17 protein-coding genes and 1 pseudogene are annotated in these 16,912 nt (G+C 70.2%); 5 read left to right on the top strand and 13 right to left on the bottom strand.

The window, feature by feature from the left end; genetic code table 11:
* A partial coding sequence (locus tag H7290_RS04010; RefSeq protein ID WP_290512728.1) for a cobalamin-dependent protein occupies positions 1-1,113 on the bottom strand: 1,113 nt, incomplete at its 3' end.
* Between the two features lie 130 nt (positions 1,114-1,243).
* On the opposite strand from H7290_RS04010, the gene H7290_RS04005 reads away from it, so the two are divergent.
* A complete protein-coding gene (locus H7290_RS04005) occupies positions 1,244-1,759 on the top strand; it encodes a MarR family transcriptional regulator (protein ID WP_290512727.1) in 516 nt (171 codons plus the stop codon).
* A 96-nt stretch (positions 1,760-1,855) separates the two neighbouring features.
* On the opposite strand, the gene H7290_RS04000 is transcribed toward H7290_RS04005, so the two are convergent.
* The gene (locus H7290_RS04000; RefSeq protein WP_290512726.1) at positions 1,856-3,760 is read right to left on the bottom strand and encodes an acyl-CoA dehydrogenase; all 1,905 of its coding nucleotides are present in this window, start codon (positions 3,758-3,760) and stop codon (positions 1,856-1,858) included.
* A gap of 234 nt (positions 3,761-3,994) precedes the next feature.
* On the opposite strand from H7290_RS04000, the gene H7290_RS03995 reads away from it, so the two are divergent.
* The 3 genes from H7290_RS03995 to H7290_RS03985 are packed head-to-tail and all read left to right on the top strand — an operon-like array spanning position 3,995 to position 6,797.
* Positions 3,995-4,561: an antibiotic biosynthesis monooxygenase gene (locus tag H7290_RS03995; RefSeq protein WP_290512725.1), complete on the top strand. Its 567-nt coding sequence runs from the start codon at positions 3,995-3,997 to the stop codon at positions 4,559-4,561.
* Positions 4,558-6,063, top strand: a complete 1,506-nt coding sequence (locus H7290_RS03990) for a cobyric acid synthase (RefSeq protein ID WP_290512729.1) — start codon at positions 4,558-4,560, stop codon at positions 6,061-6,063. The genes H7290_RS03995 and H7290_RS03990 overlap by 4 nt, the downstream gene beginning before the upstream one ends.
* A complete protein-coding gene (locus tag H7290_RS03985) occupies positions 6,060-6,797 on the top strand; it encodes a cobalt-precorrin-6A reductase (protein WP_290512724.1) in 738 nt (245 codons plus the stop codon). The genes H7290_RS03990 and H7290_RS03985 overlap by 4 nt, the downstream gene beginning before the upstream one ends.
* Here H7290_RS03985 and H7290_RS03980 read toward each other — a convergent pair.
* A complete protein-coding gene (locus H7290_RS03980; RefSeq protein WP_290512723.1) occupies positions 6,745-7,695 on the bottom strand; it encodes a cobalamin biosynthesis protein in 951 nt (316 codons plus the stop codon). The two genes, H7290_RS03985 and H7290_RS03980, sit on opposite strands and share 53 nt — an antisense overlap.
* Before the next feature lie 135 nt (positions 7,696-7,830).
* Here H7290_RS03980 and cobU point away from each other — a divergent pair, with 135 nt between their 5' ends.
* Positions 7,831-8,361, top strand: coding sequence for a bifunctional adenosylcobinamide kinase/adenosylcobinamide-phosphate guanylyltransferase (gene cobU / locus H7290_RS03975; RefSeq protein ID WP_290512722.1), 531 nt, complete (start codon positions 7,831-7,833; stop codon positions 8,359-8,361).
* On the opposite strand, the gene H7290_RS03970 is transcribed toward cobU, so the two are convergent.
* From H7290_RS03970 to H7290_RS03930, 10 genes and pseudogenes are all read right to left on the bottom strand, one after another.
* Positions 8,358-9,113: an adenosylcobinamide-GDP ribazoletransferase gene (locus H7290_RS03970; protein WP_290512721.1), complete on the bottom strand. Its 756-nt coding sequence runs from the start codon at positions 9,111-9,113 to the stop codon at positions 8,358-8,360. The genes cobU and H7290_RS03970 overlap by 4 nt on opposite strands.
* A gap of 7 nt (positions 9,114-9,120) precedes the next feature.
* The gene (gene cobT, locus H7290_RS03965) at positions 9,121-10,152 is read right to left on the bottom strand and encodes a nicotinate-nucleotide--dimethylbenzimidazole phosphoribosyltransferase (protein ID WP_290512720.1); all 1,032 of its coding nucleotides are present in this window, start codon (positions 10,150-10,152) and stop codon (positions 9,121-9,123) included.
* The gene (locus H7290_RS03960) at positions 10,149-10,952 is read right to left on the bottom strand and encodes a CbtA family protein (protein WP_290512719.1); all 804 of its coding nucleotides are present in this window, start codon (positions 10,950-10,952) and stop codon (positions 10,149-10,151) included. The genes cobT and H7290_RS03960 overlap by 4 nt, the downstream gene beginning before the upstream one ends.
* Before the next feature lie 75 nt (positions 10,953-11,027).
* Entirely contained in the window at positions 11,028-11,237 is a 210-nt protein-coding gene (locus H7290_RS03955; RefSeq protein ID WP_290512718.1) for a CbtB-domain containing protein, read from the bottom strand.
* Between the two features lie 140 nt (positions 11,238-11,377).
* Positions 11,378-11,860: a histidine phosphatase family protein gene (locus tag H7290_RS03950; protein WP_290512717.1), complete on the bottom strand. Its 483-nt coding sequence runs from the start codon at positions 11,858-11,860 to the stop codon at positions 11,378-11,380.
* Entirely contained in the window at positions 11,857-12,645 is a 789-nt protein-coding gene (gene cobA / locus H7290_RS03945) for a uroporphyrinogen-III C-methyltransferase (RefSeq protein ID WP_366927597.1), read from the bottom strand. Before cobA ends, H7290_RS03950 begins: the two co-directional genes overlap by 4 nt.
* Positions 12,640-12,858: pseudogene (locus H7290_RS21270) on the bottom strand (NAD(P)-dependent oxidoreductase); the annotation flags it as partial. The pseudogene H7290_RS21270 and the gene cobA, both read right to left, overlap by 6 nt.
* Positions 12,858-15,362, bottom strand: coding sequence for a cobyrinate a,c-diamide synthase (locus tag H7290_RS03940; RefSeq protein ID WP_290512715.1), 2,505 nt, complete (start codon positions 15,360-15,362; stop codon positions 12,858-12,860). The pseudogene H7290_RS21270 and the gene H7290_RS03940, both read right to left, overlap by 1 nt.
* Positions 15,356-15,970, bottom strand: a complete 615-nt coding sequence (gene cobO / locus H7290_RS03935) for a cob(I)yrinic acid a,c-diamide adenosyltransferase (protein ID WP_290512714.1) — start codon at positions 15,968-15,970, stop codon at positions 15,356-15,358. Before cobO ends, H7290_RS03940 begins: the two co-directional genes overlap by 7 nt.
* On the bottom strand, positions 15,970-16,912 hold a 943-nt coding region (locus H7290_RS03930; RefSeq protein ID WP_290512713.1), incomplete at its 5' end, for a VWA domain-containing protein. The genes H7290_RS03930 and cobO, both read right to left, overlap by 1 nt.

Here is a 16,912-nt window from a genome sequence, read left to right as displayed (position 1 = left end):
CTCAGGCTTCTTGCCGAAGGCTCCGCGGTTGCGCACCATCTGACGACCGACGTCGCGCATGGCGTCCTTGGCGCCGCGGCGCTCGAACTTGTTGATCGCGACGGTGTCAGCGAAGGCGGGCATGGCGATCTTCTCGAGCTGCGGGGCGGCGCCGAATTCGGGCGTCAGGCCGTACATCGACGTGTCGACGTAGGGCACGATCGCGGCATCGCCCTGGCCGATGCCGGGCGTCTCGACGATGACGAGGTCGAAGCCCGCGGCCTTGACCACGGTGATGACGTCGGCGAGGGCGTCGGGCAGCTCGCGCGATCCGCGGGTGGCCATCGAGCGGAAGTAGGCGCGCTCGCCGTCGAGCGAGTTCATCCGGATGCGGTCGCCGAGCAGCGCGCCACCGCCGCGACGTCGGGTGGGGTCGACGGCGATGACGGCGATGCGCAGCTTGTCCTGCTGGTCGACGCGGAAGCGCCGCACGAGCTCGTCGGTCAGCGACGACTTGCCCGATCCGCCGGTGCCGGTGATGCCGAGCACCGGTGAGGTGTGGGCGTCCGCGGCAGCGCGAAGACGTTCGAGGTCGGACGTCGAGAGAGTGCCGGCCTCGGCGTTGGTGATGGCCCGCGCGATGGCTGACCGGTCGCCGGCCATCACGGCGTCGATGTCGAGCGTGCCCAGCGCGGTGAGGTCGATGTCGCAGTCGGCGACGACGGAGTTGATCATGCCGACGAGGCCGAGCCGCTGGCCGTCCTCGGGCGAGAAGATCGTCACGCCGGACTCCCGGAGCCGGGCGATCTCCTCAGGAACGATGACGCCGCCGCCACCGCCGACGACGTGGATGTGTCCGGCACCCTGCTCGCGCAGCGACTCCACGAGGTACTCGAAGTATTCGACGTGGCCGCCCTGGTACGACGACACGGCGATGCCCTGCACGTCCTCCTCGATGGCCGCATCGACGACTTCCTTGACCGACCGGTTGTGCCCGAGGTGCACAACCTCGGCACCTTGCGACTGGAAGATGCGACGCATGATGTTGATCGAGGCGTCGTGGCCGTCGAACAGGGCGGAGGCGGTGACGAACCGCACCGGGTTGATGGGGATGTGGAGTTCCTGAGTGCTCATGGTTCCTCGGTCCTCGCGGCGTTCGCTGTGGTCGGCGCAGATGTGTCAGGTCTGACAGTATGGTAGGTCATAAAATAGTCGGGCGTCCAACTAATTGTCGATGACGTTGACCTTCCCCTACGATATGGCCATGCCAGGGGATTCCACGCTGCCTTTCGACCCGATCGACCGCGCTGCATTGCTGTGGGAGAAGCACATCGGCACCTCGACGTCGATGCGGCTCGCCACCTCGATCATGCGCGTGCAGCAGCTCATCATCGCCGACCTCGACGCGGCGCTGAGGCCGCTCGGCATCACCTTCGCGCGCTACGAGGTGCTGGTGCTGCTCTCGTTCAGCGCCACGGGTCAGCTGCCCCTGAGCAAGATCGGCGCGCGCCTCATGGTGCACCCGACGTCGGTGACGAATGCGATGGACCGGCTGGAGGGGCAGGGGCTCGTGCGCCGTGTCGCCGACAAGGCCGACCGCCGCCGCACGTTCGCCGAGCTGACCGCCGAGGGCAAGAAGGTGCTGGCCGAAGCGACCGCGAAGATCATGGCCATCGACTTCGCGATCGACGGGTTGGGCGTCGGGCAGCAGGACCAGGCGTACGACCTGCTGCGCCACCTGCGAGCATCGGCCGGCGATTTCGACGACCAGGCCGACTGATCGCTGGACCGACGAGCGCCCGCTGCGTCACGTGATGGACGAGTCGCGGTGACCCACGACAGGTCAGCCACGATCGGGTGGCCGTTCGGAGGGTTTTCAGTCGACGAGCATGGCCGCGTTGAGCGCCGCCTCGGGCACCCCGAAGCCCTCGATCAGGGTCAGTGTGTGGGGCCTCAGCTTCTCGAGAAGCTCGTTGACCAGCGTGGTGACGGTCTTGGCACGGGTGTCGGCGAGGCGGTTGTGGCCCATGAACCAGGCGAGGTCCTCCTCGATGGTCGTGAGGGCGTAGAGCGAGCACACGTCGCGCAGCAGATCCTGTGCCTCGGGGTCGTCGCACCGCGCGATACCGGCGGTGAAGGCCTCGAGCACGATGCGGTCGATGTGCACGCGGCCAGCGCGAATGACGTGGTCCTGTGCGGCATTGAAGACCTTGAATGCCTCGGCCTTGTCTTTGCCCGCACGGCGCAGGCGGCGTGCCGCGGTCTCCAGAACGTGCTGCTCGCGGTCCTCGAACAGGCTCAGCTGTGTACCCAGGTCGAGCAGGTCGTGGTCGTCGTCGCTCTTGCCGGGACGGGCGTCGATGAGCCGCTGGATGAGCTGGCTGGCGGCGGTGCGTTCCTTGACCACGTCGGCGACGGTGCTGGCCGCGAAACGTACGAGACCCACGGGGTCGAGCCCGCCGACCTCCTGCGCGTACGACGTCAGCAGCTCCTTGGCCACGAGCTGGAACAGCACGTGGTTGTCGCCCTCGAACGTCGTGAAGACGTCGGTGTCACCCTTGAGCGTCGTGAGTCTGTTCTCGGCGAGGTAGCCGGCGCCACCGCAGGCCTCGCGGGCCTCCTGGATGGCTTTGGTGGAGTGCCATGTCTGTGCTGCCTTGAGTCCGGCGGCCCGGCTCTCGAGCTCGCGCTGCTGGTGCGGCGGGGGTGGTTCCTCCGAGCTCTGCACGCGGTCCATGCGGGCGACGAGCTGGTTCTGCGCGAAGCGCAGGGCGTACGACTTGGCGATCAGGGGCAGCAGGCGGCGCTGGTGCATCCGGTAGTCCATGAGGAGGATCTCGTGGTTGGCGTCGGGGCCGAACTGCCGGCGCTTGAGGGCGTAGCGGCCCGCGATGCTCAGGGCCACCCCCGTCGCCGCGCTCGCCGAGCCGCCGACGCTGATGCGGCCACGGATGAGGGTGCCGAGCATGGTGAAGAAGCGGGCGTTCGTGCTGTCGATGGGCGACGTGTAGGTGCCGCCCTCGTCGACGTGGCCGTACTTGTCGAGCAGGTTCTCGCGGGGGACGCGCACGTGGTCGAACATGATGCGGCCGTTGTCGACGGCGCCAAGCCCGCCCTTGTGCTTGTCGTCGGACGTCGTGATGCCCGGAAGGTCGTTGCCTTGCGTGTCGCGCAGGGGCACCACGAAGCAGTGCACGCCCTGGCTCTCGCCCTTGGTGATGAGCTGCGCGAAGACCGCCGCCACCTCGGCATGGGCGGCGGCTCCACCGATGTAGTCCTTGCGCGACGACGGCGTGGGGGAGTTGATGACGAACTCTGCGGTGGCGGGGTCGAACGTCGCTGTCGTCTCGAGGCTCTGCACGTCGCTGCCGTGCCCGGTCTCGCTCATCGCGAAGCAGCCGAGGAGATCGAGGTTGATCAGGTCGGGGATGTACTTCTTGTGGTGCTTCTCGGTCCCGAGGTTCTCGATCGCGCCACCGAAGAGGCCCCACTGGACGCCGGCCTTGACCATGAGCGAGAGGTCGAACTGCGCCAGCATCTCGATGCCGGTGACGGCCCTGCCGGGGTCGCCGGTGCCGCCGCTCGACACCCTGAAGCCGGCCGCGGGTATGCCCGTGGGCACGAGCTTGTGCATCTGCTCGAGCACCCGGGCGCGGGCCTGGTCGAGGGTCAGGTCATGGTCGTACGCGAGGTCGAGCTCGGCGAGCTCCTTGCGAGACTGTTCACGGACGTGACGCCATTTGCCGTCGAGCGCGATGCGGACTTCGTCACTGAGGGTCATGGTCAAAAGATACCTACGTGAGAGGCACGGCGCAGGTTCTCAGCCCGGCTCGATGTTCGACCGGGCGGTCGATTTCTGGCTCGAATCGGGGGGAGTCAGAGCGATGCCGAAGGGAACAGTCAGGGCCCCCGGTCTGACACCTGGCCGCACCACACCCGTCGGCGACCCTGACCCTGTGCAGGGCTGCCCGTCGAGCGGCGCACGGCCTTCGGCCGAGCCTCCTAAACTGATGCCATGACCGGACCCGTGACTGTCTCCATCACCCGGCATGTCGACCCTTCTCAGGAGGCCCAGATGCTCGCGTGGCTGCGGGCCGGCACCGAGCTCGCGGAGCGCTTCGACGGCTTCCTCGGATCGGGCTGGGTGCGCCCGGAAGAGGGGTCGACCGACTGGCACATGCTCTACCGGTTCGCCTCGCAGGCCAACCTCGAGTCGTGGGAGCTGTCTGCTCAGCGACGGTGGTGGCTCGACTCGGCCCAAGGCATCGTCGACGAGTCGTCGCGCGAGCACCGCACCGGCATCGAGGGATGGTTCGACGAGCCTTCGAGCGTCGACGTGCAGGATCTGCGTCCGTCGCCCCGTCCGCCTCCGCGCTGGAAGCAGATGTGCGCGATCTTCCTGGTGTTCTTCCCGCTCAGCGCCGCGGCCAACTATCTGGCCAAGGACTTTGCCGCCGACTGGTGGCTCCCCGTCAGGGTGCTCGTCACGGTCGCAGTGATGACGCCGATCATGACCTACCTCGCGCTGCCGTGGATCACGGCGCTGCTGCGTCCGTGGCTCAACGCGCCGCGCAAGGCATGAGTGCCGCGCTGCTCGTCGCCGGCACGACGTCCGACGCGGGCAAGAGCATCGTCACGACGGGCCTGTGCCGGGCGTTCGCCCGCCGGGGCCTCAAGGTGGCCCCCTTCAAGGCGCAGAACATGTCGAACAACTCGATGGTGTGCTCGTCCGGGACCCGCGAGGCAGATGTGGAGATGGCGGAGATCGGCCGAGCCCAGTGGATCCAGGCCCTCGCCGCGAGGGCCGTGCCCGAGGCGGCGATGAACCCGGTGCTGCTCAAGCCCGGCGGCGACCGTCGCAGCCACGTCGTGGTGATGGGCCAGCCGGGCGGTGAGATCTCGTCGGCAGAGTTCATCGGCGGACGTACCCATCTCGGCGAGGCGGCCCACGCGGCGTACGACGACCTGGCCTCACGCTTCGACATCGTCGTCTGCGAAGGCGCAGGCAGCCCCACCGAGATCAACCTGCGCGCCGGTGACTACGTCAACATGGGGCTGGCGCGGCACGCCGAGATTCCGACGATCGTCGTGGGCGACATCGACAAGGGCGGGGTGTTCGCCGCGATGTACGGCACCGTCGCCCTCCTGTCAGCCGACGACCAGCGCCTTGTCGCCGGCTTCGTGATCAACAAGTTCCGCGGCGACGAGACGCTGCTGGCGCCGGGTGTTGCAAGGCTCGAGCAGCTGACCGGGCGCCGTGTGTTCGGCACCCTGCCGTGGAGCCCCGATCTGTGGCTTGACTCCGAGGATGCACTCGACCTCGACGGGCGACGCTCGGTCGAGCGCGATGCTGCCCTGCGGGTCGCGGTCATCCGTCTGCCGCGCATCAGCAACTTCACCGACGTCGACGCCCTCGGCCTCGAGCCCGGGGTCGACGTCACGTTCGTCAGTGATGCCCGCTCGCTCGGCGACGCCGATCTGGTGGTGGTGCCCGGGACCCGTGCGACGATCTCCGACCTGGCGTGGCTCAGGTCACGGGGGCTCGATGTCGCCATCCGCGCCCACGCCGCTGCGGGTCGTCCGGTGCTCGGCATCTGTGGCGGGTTCCAGCTGCTCGGCAGGTCTGTCGATGACCCCGACGGCATCGAGGGCCCGGCGGGGGCGAGTGCCGAGGGCCTGGGGCTGCTCGACGTCATCACGACCTTCGGAGCCGACAAGGTGCTGCGCCTGCCCACCGGGTCGGCGCTCGGTGCGCCAGCGTCGGGTTACGAGATCCATCACGGTCGCATCAGCCGTGGGTCCGGTGAGGAGTTCCTCGGTGGTGCCCGAGCGGGCTCGGTCTTCGGCACGATGTGGCACGGAAGCCTCGAGTCCGACGCCCTGCGGCGTGCGTTCCTGGTCGAGGCAGCCACCCTCGCGGGTCGGGCGTACGAACCGTCCACTGTCAGCTTCGGCGAGAGCCGTGAGGCCCGGCTCGACCTGCTCGGTGACCTCGTCGAGCAGTGCCTCGACGTCGACGCGCTGCTCGACCTGGCCACCCATGGCGCACCCGCCGACCTCCCGTTCCTGGCGCCCGGCGCATGACCGTCCTTGTGCTCGGCGGCACCTCGGAGGCGCGCGACCTGGCGGTCATGCTGCAGGAGGCGCGGGTTCGTTTCGTGTCGTCGCTCGCCGGCCGGGTGGCGCAGCCGCGGCTGCCGGTCGGGGCCGTGCAGATCGGTGGTTTCGGTGGCGTGAGCGGTCTCAGGTCCTACCTCATGGAGCTGAGGGTGACTGCCGTCGTCGATGCGACGCACCCGTTCGCACGGGGGATGAGCGCCAATGCCCTTGCCGCGTGCACCGCAGATGGTGTGCCGTTGCTGCGGCTCGAGCGTCCGGGCTGGTCGGGCGTACCGGGTGCTGAGCGGTGGCACTGGGTCGACGGCCACGACGAGGCCGCGGCCTTGACGGCCACTCTCGGCAGTCGTCCCTTCCTCACGGTCGGCAGGCAGTCGCTGGGCCGCTTCGTCGAGCCGCTCGCCGACCGGGCCGCACTGGTACGAGTGGTCGACGAGCCCGACATCGTCCTGCCCGACTTGTGGACCGTGCTGCGGAGCCGTGGGCCGTACGGGCTCGAGAGCGAGCGTGCGCTGATGGCCGGCGTCGATGTGCTCGTGACGAAGGACTCCGGGGGTTCGCACACGTGGTCGAAGATGCAGGTCGCCGACGAGCGGGACATTCCGGTCGTGGTCGTCAGACGGACGGCGGTGACGGCATCGGAGGTCGTCAGCGACCCGGCCTCGGCCTGCGCGTGGGTCGTTGCGCGATCGCCACGCTGACCGCGAGTGCGCCGATGCCCACCGCGTTGGCGAGGCGGATCGAGCGCGCGATGTCGTCGGGCTGGGCCACCGCACCGTCGCCGAGGGTCGGACGGTTCTCGACCCTCGACCCGTAGACGTTGGTGCCTCCGAGCTGCACACGAAGAGCGCCGGCAAACGCAGCCTCGACGGGTCCGGCATTGGGGCTGGGATGCCGGTGGGCGTCGCGGGTCCAGACCCGGAGGGCGTCGGTGCGGCTGCCGCCGACCAGCGGCGCGAAGGCTGCGGCGAGCACGGCCGACAGCCGCGCGGGCACGAGGTTGAGAAGGTCGTCGAGGCGAGCTGAGGCCCAGCCGAACTCTCGGTATCGCGGGCTCAGGTGACCGACCATGGCGTCAAGGGTGTTGGCGGCGCGATAGGCCGCGAGTCCGCCCATGCCGCCGATGGCGCCCGCGAGCAGAGGAGCGACGACGGCGTCGGACGTGTTCTCGGCGACCGACTCGACGGTGGCGCGGGAGATCTCGTGCACGTCGAGCTGGGTGGTGTCCCGGCCGACCAGGTGGGTGAGCTGTTGTCGGGCCTCGGGCAGGTTGTCGGCCTCGAGCCATGAGTGCACATGGGTGGCTTCGCGGCTCAACGAACGTCCGCCGAGGACGGCCCATGTGATCGAGGCGGTGAGGACCGTTCGCGCGATCGGCTGGTGGCGAGTGAGCCCGTCAAGTGCCAGCCCGATGACTCCGGTGCTGCCGACGAGGACCGCGGTGTACGCCGAGCCGGTGATGCGGTTGTTGGCGTAGACCCTCTGCTCGACGTCGTGGGCGACGTGCCCGAACCCGGCGACGGGATGGTGGCGGACCGGGTCGCCGAACGCGCGATCGGCGACGAAGCCCAGGATGAGTCCAGCAGCGCGGGCTCGCATCGGGGCCTCCTCGACAGGCGCGTCTTGTTCGGGTGGGAGTCCGAGGATATGGCATGCGGCCAGTGCCCCCACGACATCGGGGGCACCGGGCAGCGCGTCTGCGATATCGTCGACTCGAGAAACCTGCGAGGTGTGATGAAGGTCCTGATCACGGGCGGCGTCCGCTCTGGCAAGTCGTTCCACGCGGAGTCGCTGATGCTCGCCGAGCCTCGGGTCACGTACGTCGCCCCGGGTCCGCCCGCCGACATCGACCTCGACCCGGAGTGGGCCGCGCGCGTGGCTCAGCATCAGGCACGTCGACCGGCGCACTGGTCGACGGTCGAGACGAGCGACCTCGCGACCGCGATCCGGTCGGCGGAGGGTGCCGTGCTGATCGACTGCCTCGGCACCTGGCTGACGTCGATGATCGACGAGCTTGACGGCTGGGACGCGGTGCGCGAGGACTGGGAGCCGGTGGTCTTCGACCGGCTCGATGAGGCTCTCGCTGCTGTCGCCGCACACGAGGGAACCTTCGTCGCGGTGACCAATGAGGTCGGCATGAGCGTCGTGCCCGAGTACCGTTCCGGCCGCGTCTTCCGTGACCTTTTGGGCACCGTCAACCAACGGGTCGCCGAGGAGTGCGACGACGTCATGCTCGTCGTGGCCGGGCGGGTGCTGAAGCTCTAGGTGGAAGCCAGCAGCATTGCGGCGAGGCTGATCTCGATGCACGCCCCGAAGATGTCGCCGGTGACGCCGCCGAGACGGGCAACCGCTCGGTGCACGATCGAGGCCACGACGACGAGTGCCGCCCCCGCGCAGACGACTCCACGCCACCACGGCTCGTCGACCAGCAGGAAACCGCCACACATCAGGGCGGAGAGCACCGCCCACGAGAGCACCGTGACCGTGCGCGGAATCGTCTCGACGTAGGTCGAGCCAAGCCCGTCGACGCGCGCACCAGGAACGCCGCGCATGCAGGTGACGACGACCGCACCGCGTGACACGCAGACGAGCAGCGCGGCGAGCCATGGTCCGTTCGACATGGTGACGATCGAGGCGAGCGAGGCGATCTGGACACCGAGCACCATGACGAGCGCCCCGGCGCCGGCCGGACCCACGTCGCCGGTCTTCATGACCGCCAACGAACGTTCGGTGCTGTACGACGCGGTGAGCCCGTCGGCAGTGTCGGCGAGGCCGTCTAGGTGGAACGCGCGGCTGCCGAGCGCGAGTGCGCCGACGGCTGCGGCGGCGACGCCGAGCGGTGCGAGCCCCAGCTCTCGCCCGCCCCACATGAGAAGTGCGACGAGCAGCCCGAGCGGGACGACGGCGAGCGGCGCCATCACCATGGCCGGCCCGGCGACCTCACGGTCGACGCAGCGTGGAGGCGTGACGGGGATCGCCGTCAGTGTTCCGACCGCGGCCCGCCACGACTCGAGCATCAGCCCATCACGGCATCAGGTCGGTGAGCAGCGCGATGTCGGAGAGGAGCAGCGCGGCCGAACGTACGAGGGGCACGGCGGCAACAGCGCCGCTGCCCTCGCCGAGCCGCATGCCGAGGTCGAGGATCGGCTCGAGACCAAGCTTGTCGAGAGCGAGTGACTGCGCTGGTTCGGTCGAACGGTGGCCCGCGGCGCACCACGCGGAGGTGCCCGGAGCGAGCCGGGCGGCCATCATCGCGGCGGCCACCGAGATGACGCCGTCGAGCAGGATCGGCACTCCAGCGCGGGCGGCCGCGGCCATGAACCCGGCAGACGCGGCGAGGTCGGCGCTGCCGAGGGCGGTCAGTGTGTCGACGGGGTCGGTCGTGCGTGGTCCGGCGCGGTCGAGCGCCCGTTGCACGACGAGGGTCTTGCGGGCGAGGCCGTCTTCGTCGATGCCGGTGCCACGGCCGGTGACCTCCGAGGCGGGCAGCCCGAGCGAGGCGGCGATGAGGGCCGATGCGGGTGTGGTGTTGCCGATGCCCATGTCGCCGCTGATGAGCAGCTGGGCGCCGGCGGCGATCTCTTCGGCGGCGACGGCCTCGCCCACCGCGATGGCCTGGCGGGTCTGCTCGGACGTGGGCGCGTCCTCCAGGTGGATTGCCCCGCTGCCCCGGCAGACCTTGTAGGCCGTGGCCTCGGGCGCCACGTCGTCGAGGTCGTCGTCGACCCCGATGTCGAGAACGCGTACGGTGACCCCGTGCTGGGCCGCGAGCACCGAGACGCCGGCCCTGCCGAGCAGGAACGTGTGGACCATCGCTGTGGTGATGGCCTTGGGGTAGGCGGAGACGCCGTGGTCGGAGACGCCGTGGTCACCGGCGAAGATGACGGCCCTGACGCGGTCGACCGGCAGCGGGGGCACCCGGCCCTGCGTCGCGGCGACCCAGACCGCCAGGTCGCCGAGGCGTCCCAGGGCCCCGGTCGGGGTGGCGAGCCCGGCGAGTCGCTCGACGGCCTCCGCGCGAATGGCGGCGGACGGCGGAGCGACATCGCGTGTCACAGGCTGGCCGCCAGGTCCTTGCGCGCCGCGGCGGCGCTCTCGCGCTCGTAGAGCTGTCCGACCAGGCCCGTCAGGATGATGCCGACGGCGCCCCACATCGTGGCGAGGGTCAACAGCGAGGCGCGGCGGAAGTACCAGAGGGTGTCGCCGGGGAAGTCTCCGACCTCGTTGACCGTGGGCAGCAGGAGCCCGGCAACGATGACCACGACGAGGTAGGTGCCGCCGGCGGCGAGGATCGTGCGGTACGTCCCGAGCCTCTCGAGGAGGCGACGGGCCAGCAGCACCACCGCGATCGCAGCAAGCAGGGAGATGGCCAACATCGTGAAGTACTGCGCCGTCCGGTCGCCGATCGTGTCCGGGTTGCCGACCGCCGGTGGCGAGGCGGGGTACTTCAGGAACGGCACGAGGGCGACGGAGACGAACCCGATGAGTGCGACGAGTGCGGTGGACTGCCCGGGGCGAAGGCGCCCGAGACGTCCGGACGCGAAGGCCGAGACCAGGCCCACCACGCCGCCGATGGCGGTACTGACGGCAAAGGTGCCGGTGGCGAGGCCCCACGTCGACTGGTGATCACGCGACACCACGGTGCCTGACCCCGCCCCGTCGTGGGAGTGCGTGTGGCTGCCGGTCGCCGGTTCGTCGGAGGGTCCTCCGGCGTGACCGGACGCCGCGCCGGCATCCTCGACGGCGATGGCGGCGTCGACCTGAGGCTCACCGGCGGCGTAGGCGACGGCGAACGTGAAGATTCCGGAGAGGATGCCCGCGAGCAGCCCGCGGACCAGGAAGTTGCGTGGGGTCATGCGAGAACGTCCGATCTGGGTGCACTCACGCGTCCGGTCGCCCCGTGAGGGATCGGCCGGACGAAGGGGTAGCCGTCAGTGGCAGGGGAACGCGAGCAAGTGGCGTCCGTCGTGAACCCACTCGTGGATGGCGATGCCTGACGGGATCGACACGATGCCCTGGTCGGCGCTGATGAAGAACAGCACGATGGCGGCGACGAGGAAGACGAGGGCGGCCCACGGGGCCAGCTCGGTGATCGGGATCGTGGGGATCTCAAGATCGGGGGTGGCAGTGATCTGCGACATGTTCTCTCCTGGTGGGATGAGTGCGTCCCATTGATGGATGTGACCACCGCTCCGTCGGGTCTGGCTTCGCCACAGGGGGCGTCACAGTAGCGCTACTGCACCGGAGTCTCACCGGCTTCCTCAGGAGTGGTGGTCACATCCTAGGGACGCGCACCGCGCGGGTCAACGAGGGGTCGTTCGACCGTTACCTCGCGGGTGGCCGGATCGACGCGGGTGATGGATCCGTTGCCCGGCAGCTCGGGGCGCTGGCCGCTGAGAAGGCCGACGGCGAGTCCGATGGTGTCGCCGTGGCTGACCGCGACGGTGTGGTCGGGCAGGTCAAGGTCGAGCAGCCGGCGGACGCGCACGAGCACGTTCGTCATCTCCTCCTCGAGCCCCTTCTCGAGCAGCAGCGGCTCGATGTCGACCTCGAGCCCGAGCCGTCCGGCGATGATCTGCGCGGTCTCCAGGGCCCTGACCGCGGGCGAGCTGAGGACGCGCACGACCTCGGCGTCGGCGAGCGCCTCTGCTGCGGCGGCCGCCTGCTCCCGACCCAGATCGGTCAGCGGCGGGCTGGGCTCGTGCCCCTGCAGCCGGTCCATGACGTTCCAGGTCGACTGGCCGTGGCGTACCCAGAGGATCATGCGTCGGTACCGCTCGTCAGACCCTCGATGTCGGCGACGGCGCCGATGACGGCGACCGCGGGGGCGCCGAGACCCGCCGCCGTGGCGACCTCGTCGATCGTGGCGAGCGTGGCCCGCACGACCCGCTGGCTCGGCATCGCACCATCGGCGACGACGGCCGCTGGCGTGTGCGGGTCGAGACCGCCGTCGGCCAGGGCCGAACAGATGGCGCCCAGGGTGCGCACGCCCATCAGCACGATGATCGTGCTGCCCGACCTGGCCAGCGCGGTGTGGTCGAGGGTGCTGTCGGGGTGTCCCGGTGCGACGTGCCCGGAGATCACCGTGAAGCCTTGGGTGAGGCCGCGATGGGTGACCGGGATCCCCGCCATGGGGGGGGCGGGGATGGCCGAGGTGACGCCCGGGACGACGGTGGCCTCGATTCCGGCATCGAGGCACGCGATGAGCTCTTCACCACCCCGACCGAAGACGAAGCTGTCGCCGCCCTTGAACCGCACGACGTGCCGGCCGGACTTGGCGTGCTCGACCAGCAGCCGGTTGATCTCCTCCTGGCTGGTCGACCGTCCGCCCGGGATCTTGGCGACGTCGATGATCTCGGCATCGGGCCGGGCCCAGGCGAGGGCCGCCAACGGTGCGAGCCTGTCGGTGACGATGACGTCGGCCCGCTCGATGGCCTCGCGGCGGGCGACGGTGACGAGGCCGGGATCGCCGGGACCTCCGCCGACGAGGGTGACCGAGCCGACGCCGACGATGCGGTCGAGAGCCGGTGCAGGGTCGTGGCCCGTCATCACGACCGCCGCGTGGTGCAGGTCGTTGAGCTCGACGTCGCGGTCGTGCCACGTCAGGAGGCCGCGGGAGGCGAGGTCGTCGATCGTCGGGGTCACCGTGGGAGCAACGATCGTGACGACCGCGCCGGCATCGATGAGGCAGGCGGCCTGCGTGGCGGCCCGGGCGTCGCCCCCGACCACGAGCGCGGGCCTGCCGCTGACGTTCAGCTCCATCAGATCCCGACCCTCTCGGCGGTTCGGTGCTCGGCGGAGGCGGCGGCGGTGGTGCGATCGACAGTCAACGCGGCCAGGAGCGAGCGTGTCGTGGCAGGTCGGCGAACCGCGATGCGCACCCACGAGTCGTCCAGGCCGGGGAACGTGTCGGCGCGGCGCACGGCGTACCCCGCGTCGCGCAGCCGCGCGTGGGTGCCGCGACCGACCTTGGCGAGCACGAACGGGGCGGCCGGCTCGACGAAGGCGATGCCGAGCTCGGTGAGCCCGCCGGTGAGCACGGCGCGGTGCTGGGCGATGCGGGTCGTGCGCCGCGCCGCCTCCGCCAGTGCCTGCTCCGACGCGGTGGCGACCATGGCCGACGCGGCGGTCGTCGACACCGACCACGGCGCTTGGTGGGCGCGCAGCTCAGCGAGCAGGTCGGGGGGCCCGAGGACGTAGCCGGCCCGGACGCCGGGGATCGACCAGAGCTTGGTCAGGCTGCGGACGACGAGAACACCGGGTAACGGGGTGCCCGCGAGGGAGTGCCGCTCGCCGGGAACTGAGTCCATGAACGCCTCGTCGACCACCACGACGCGTCCGGGGCGCATGAGCCGGCGCAACGACTGCTCGGTGTGCAGCACGCTCGTGGGATTGGTCGGGTTGCCGATCATGACCAGGTCGGCATCGTCGGGCACGAGTGTCGGGTCGAGGGCAAAACCCGTTGCCGGGTCGCAGTGCAGGTGCTCCGGGCTGTGGCCGGCCGCGGCGAGGGCCACGTCCGGCTCGGTGAACTGGGGGTGCACGACGAACGGGCGCCGCCAGTCGCGAGCGCGGGCGATGAGAGTGAATGCCTCGGTGGCCCCCGCCGTGGCGAGCACCCCTGCGGCCGGGCGACCGTGGCGGCGAGCGATGGCTGCCTCGGCCTCACCCGGACGGGGGTAGGTACCGATGCCGTCGAGGCTTGCGCGCAGTGCGTCGGTGAGCCAGGCGGGAGGAGTCTCGTCATGCGTGTTGACGGCGAAGTCCGCGAGTCCTTCCAGCGACTCCTGATCACCATGGAACCTGAGACCGGCTTCCTGCGGGGCCACGTGCTCCTCTGGGTCCTGATACGTCTCAGCGATGCGGACGCGTTGCCCTGACAGCCTCGTCGTGTCGGGCTGGTACGCGTGGACGGCGTCGGCGAAGTTCTGCGCCATGTGTGGGTGGCCGGCCCAGTGCGTGTGGAGGTACGAGGCGTGCATCGTGGGAGACGCGAAGCCGACGTGCTCGCCCTCGATGATCCAGCCCGCATCCGCCGAAGCGGCCGGTGCGACGGTGGTGCGGTGGAACTCGTGGCCGGTGACGCGGGTGCCGGCCACACCGAGCAGGTGATCGACCGGCGCGACGGCGGTGCGGTAGGAGAGCGTCAGCCGCGGCGACATGATCGCGTCAGCCTCGAGCGTCCCCACCATGGGCACGCCGTCGACCGAGCGGCAGAGGTACAGCAGCCCTGCGCACTCGGCGACGGTCGGCACACCGGCCGCGATCGCGTCGCCAAGGGCCGCTCGCAGCAGTTCGTTGGCGGCCAGCCCGGCGGCGTGCACCTCGGGGAAGCCGCCCCCGAGGTAGAGGCCGGCCGTGCCCGCGGGCAGCGCATGGTCAAGGAGCGGGTCGAATGTCACGACGTCGCAACCGGCTGCACGGAGCAGCTCCTCGGTCTCGGCGTAGCGGAACGTGAATGCGCGCCCGCCCGCCATGGCGACGACGGGTAGCCGGTCGCTCGCAGCGGTGACCTCGGTGGTCGGGTCCCACGGTGCGTCGTCGAGGGCGGGCGCCGAGTGGGCGAGGGCGAGCAGCTCAACGAGGTCGATCCTCTCCGCGATCTGTGCGGCCAGGCGGTCGAGGGCATGGGCGGCGTCATCGCGTTCGTCGGCTGGCACCAGCCCGAGGTGGCGTGACGGGGCGACGATGCCGTCGTCGCGCTGCAGCACACCGAGGACGGGCAGCCCCGTCGACTCGAGCGCGCTGACGACCTCGCCGGCGTGCCTTGCGGACCCGGCCTTGTTCAGGATGACGCCCACGATGCGCACCGACGGGTCGAACGCGACCATGCCCTGCACGAGCGCGGCGATCGACCGGGAGGCGTGCGAGATGTCGACGACGAGCACGACGGGCGTACGGGTCACGGTGGCGACGTGGGCGGTCGAGGCGAAGCCCTCGCCACCGATCTGCCCGTCGTACAGGCCCATGACGCCCTCGATGATGGCGAGGTCGACGTCGCGCGCCCCGTGCAGGAGCAGGGGGACGAGGCGTTGCTCGCCGACGAGGTGTGGGTCGAGGTTGCGGCCGGGCATGCCGGTCGCGAGCGCGTGGTAGCCCGGATCGATGTAGTCAGGACCGACCTTGTGCCCCGAGACTCGGTGCCCCGCACGGGACAGCGCGGCCATGAGCCCGGTGGCGACGGTGGTCTTGCCGTGTCCCGAGGCAGGGGCGGCGATGACCAGTCGTGGGAGGCTGGCCGGAGCCGAGCGTTCTGTGCCTACCATTCGATGCCTCGCTGACCCTTCTGGCCCGCGTCGAACGGGTGCTTGACGTGCTGCATCTCGGTGACGAGGTCGGCGATCTCGATGAGCCGTGGGTCTGCGCGGCGTCCCGTGATGACGACGTACTGACGACCCGGCCGGTTGGCGAGGGTCTCGATGACATCGTCGACGTCGACCCAGCCCCATTGCATGGGGTAGGTGAACTCGTCCAGCACGTAGAGGTCGTGGGTCTCGGCGGCGAGGCGACGCTTGACCTCGGCCCAGCCCTCGGCGGCGTCGGCGGCGTGGTCGTCCTCGGTGCCGTCCTTGCGCGACCACGACCAGCCGGAGCCCATCTTGTGCCACTCGACGGGCCCGCCGACGCCGGTCTCGTCGTGCAGGTCGGCGAGGCGTTCGAGCACTGTCTGCTCGCCGATGCGCCACTTGGCCGACTTGACGAACTGGAACACCCCGATGTTCCAGCCTTGGTTCCACGCCCGCATGGCGAGACCGAAGGCAGCCGTCGACTTGCCCTTGCCGTCGCCGGTGTGGACCATCAGCAGCGGGCGGTTTCGGCGCTGCTTGGTGGTGAGGCCGTCGTCGGGGACGGTGAGCGGCTGGCCCTTGGGCATCAGGCGGCTCCCTTGACTACCGACGTGAGTGCGTCGGCGCTCACCTCGCCGAGGGGGACGTACTCGGCCCTCAGGTGGTCGGCGAGGTGGTGGGCGAGCCCCATCCTGAACTTGCCGGTCTCGCAGTCGATCACGAGGCTCGCGAGCCCCGTGGCGCCCAGGTGCGCGGCGGCCTGGTGCGCGCGCTGCAGCGCATCGGGACCATACGTCGCACGGCCGTCGGTGATGACGATGAGGAGGGGACGCCTGCGGGGATCACGCACGCGTTCGAGCCGCAGGACGTCGGCGGTCTTGAGCATCGCCTCTGCCAGGGGAGTGCGTCCGCCGGCTGGCAGATCACGCAGACGCGCCGCGGCGATGTCGATCGAGCCGGTTGGCGGCAGGGCGAGCTCGGCGTCGCCGTGGCGGAACGTGATGAGACCGACCTTGTCGCGTCGCTGGTAGGCGTCCATCAGCAGCGACAGGATGGCGGTCTTGACCTGCTCCATCCGCGTGCGTGCCGCCATCGAACCGGATGCGTCGACGCAGAACAGGATGAGGTTCGACTCGTGGCCCTCCTTGACGGCGAGGCGCAGGTCGGCGGCGCGGAACTCGATGGCCCTGCCGACCCGACCACGCGCGGCCTGGTGCGGTGCGGCGGCGCGGATCGTCTCGGTCAGGTGGATCGAGCCGCCTTGGCCCGTGCGTCTTTCGGAGCCGATGCGGCGTCCGGTCTCGGTGATCGCGCGCGATCGTCGGCCCGACTCGCCCGCACCGGTGCCCCCGACGGTGAACAGCCGGGGACGGTACGGCTCCTGCGCCGACGAGACGCTGGTGTCGGAGGAGTCCCCACCTTCAGCTCTTCCCTCACCTTCCCGCTGGGAGTGACGTTCTTGAGGTTCCTCCCGCCGGGTCGCATCAACACCGTCACTCCCAGGCGGGGCGGGGGGGGGGGCGGCGGGG

This window comes from Aeromicrobium sp. (assembly GCF_014378035.1).
GTDB lineage: Bacteria > Actinomycetota > Actinomycetes > Propionibacteriales > Nocardioidaceae > Aeromicrobium.
The sequence above is the reverse complement of the archived record's forward strand: the minus strand, read 5'-3'. Positions and strand labels throughout refer to the sequence as shown.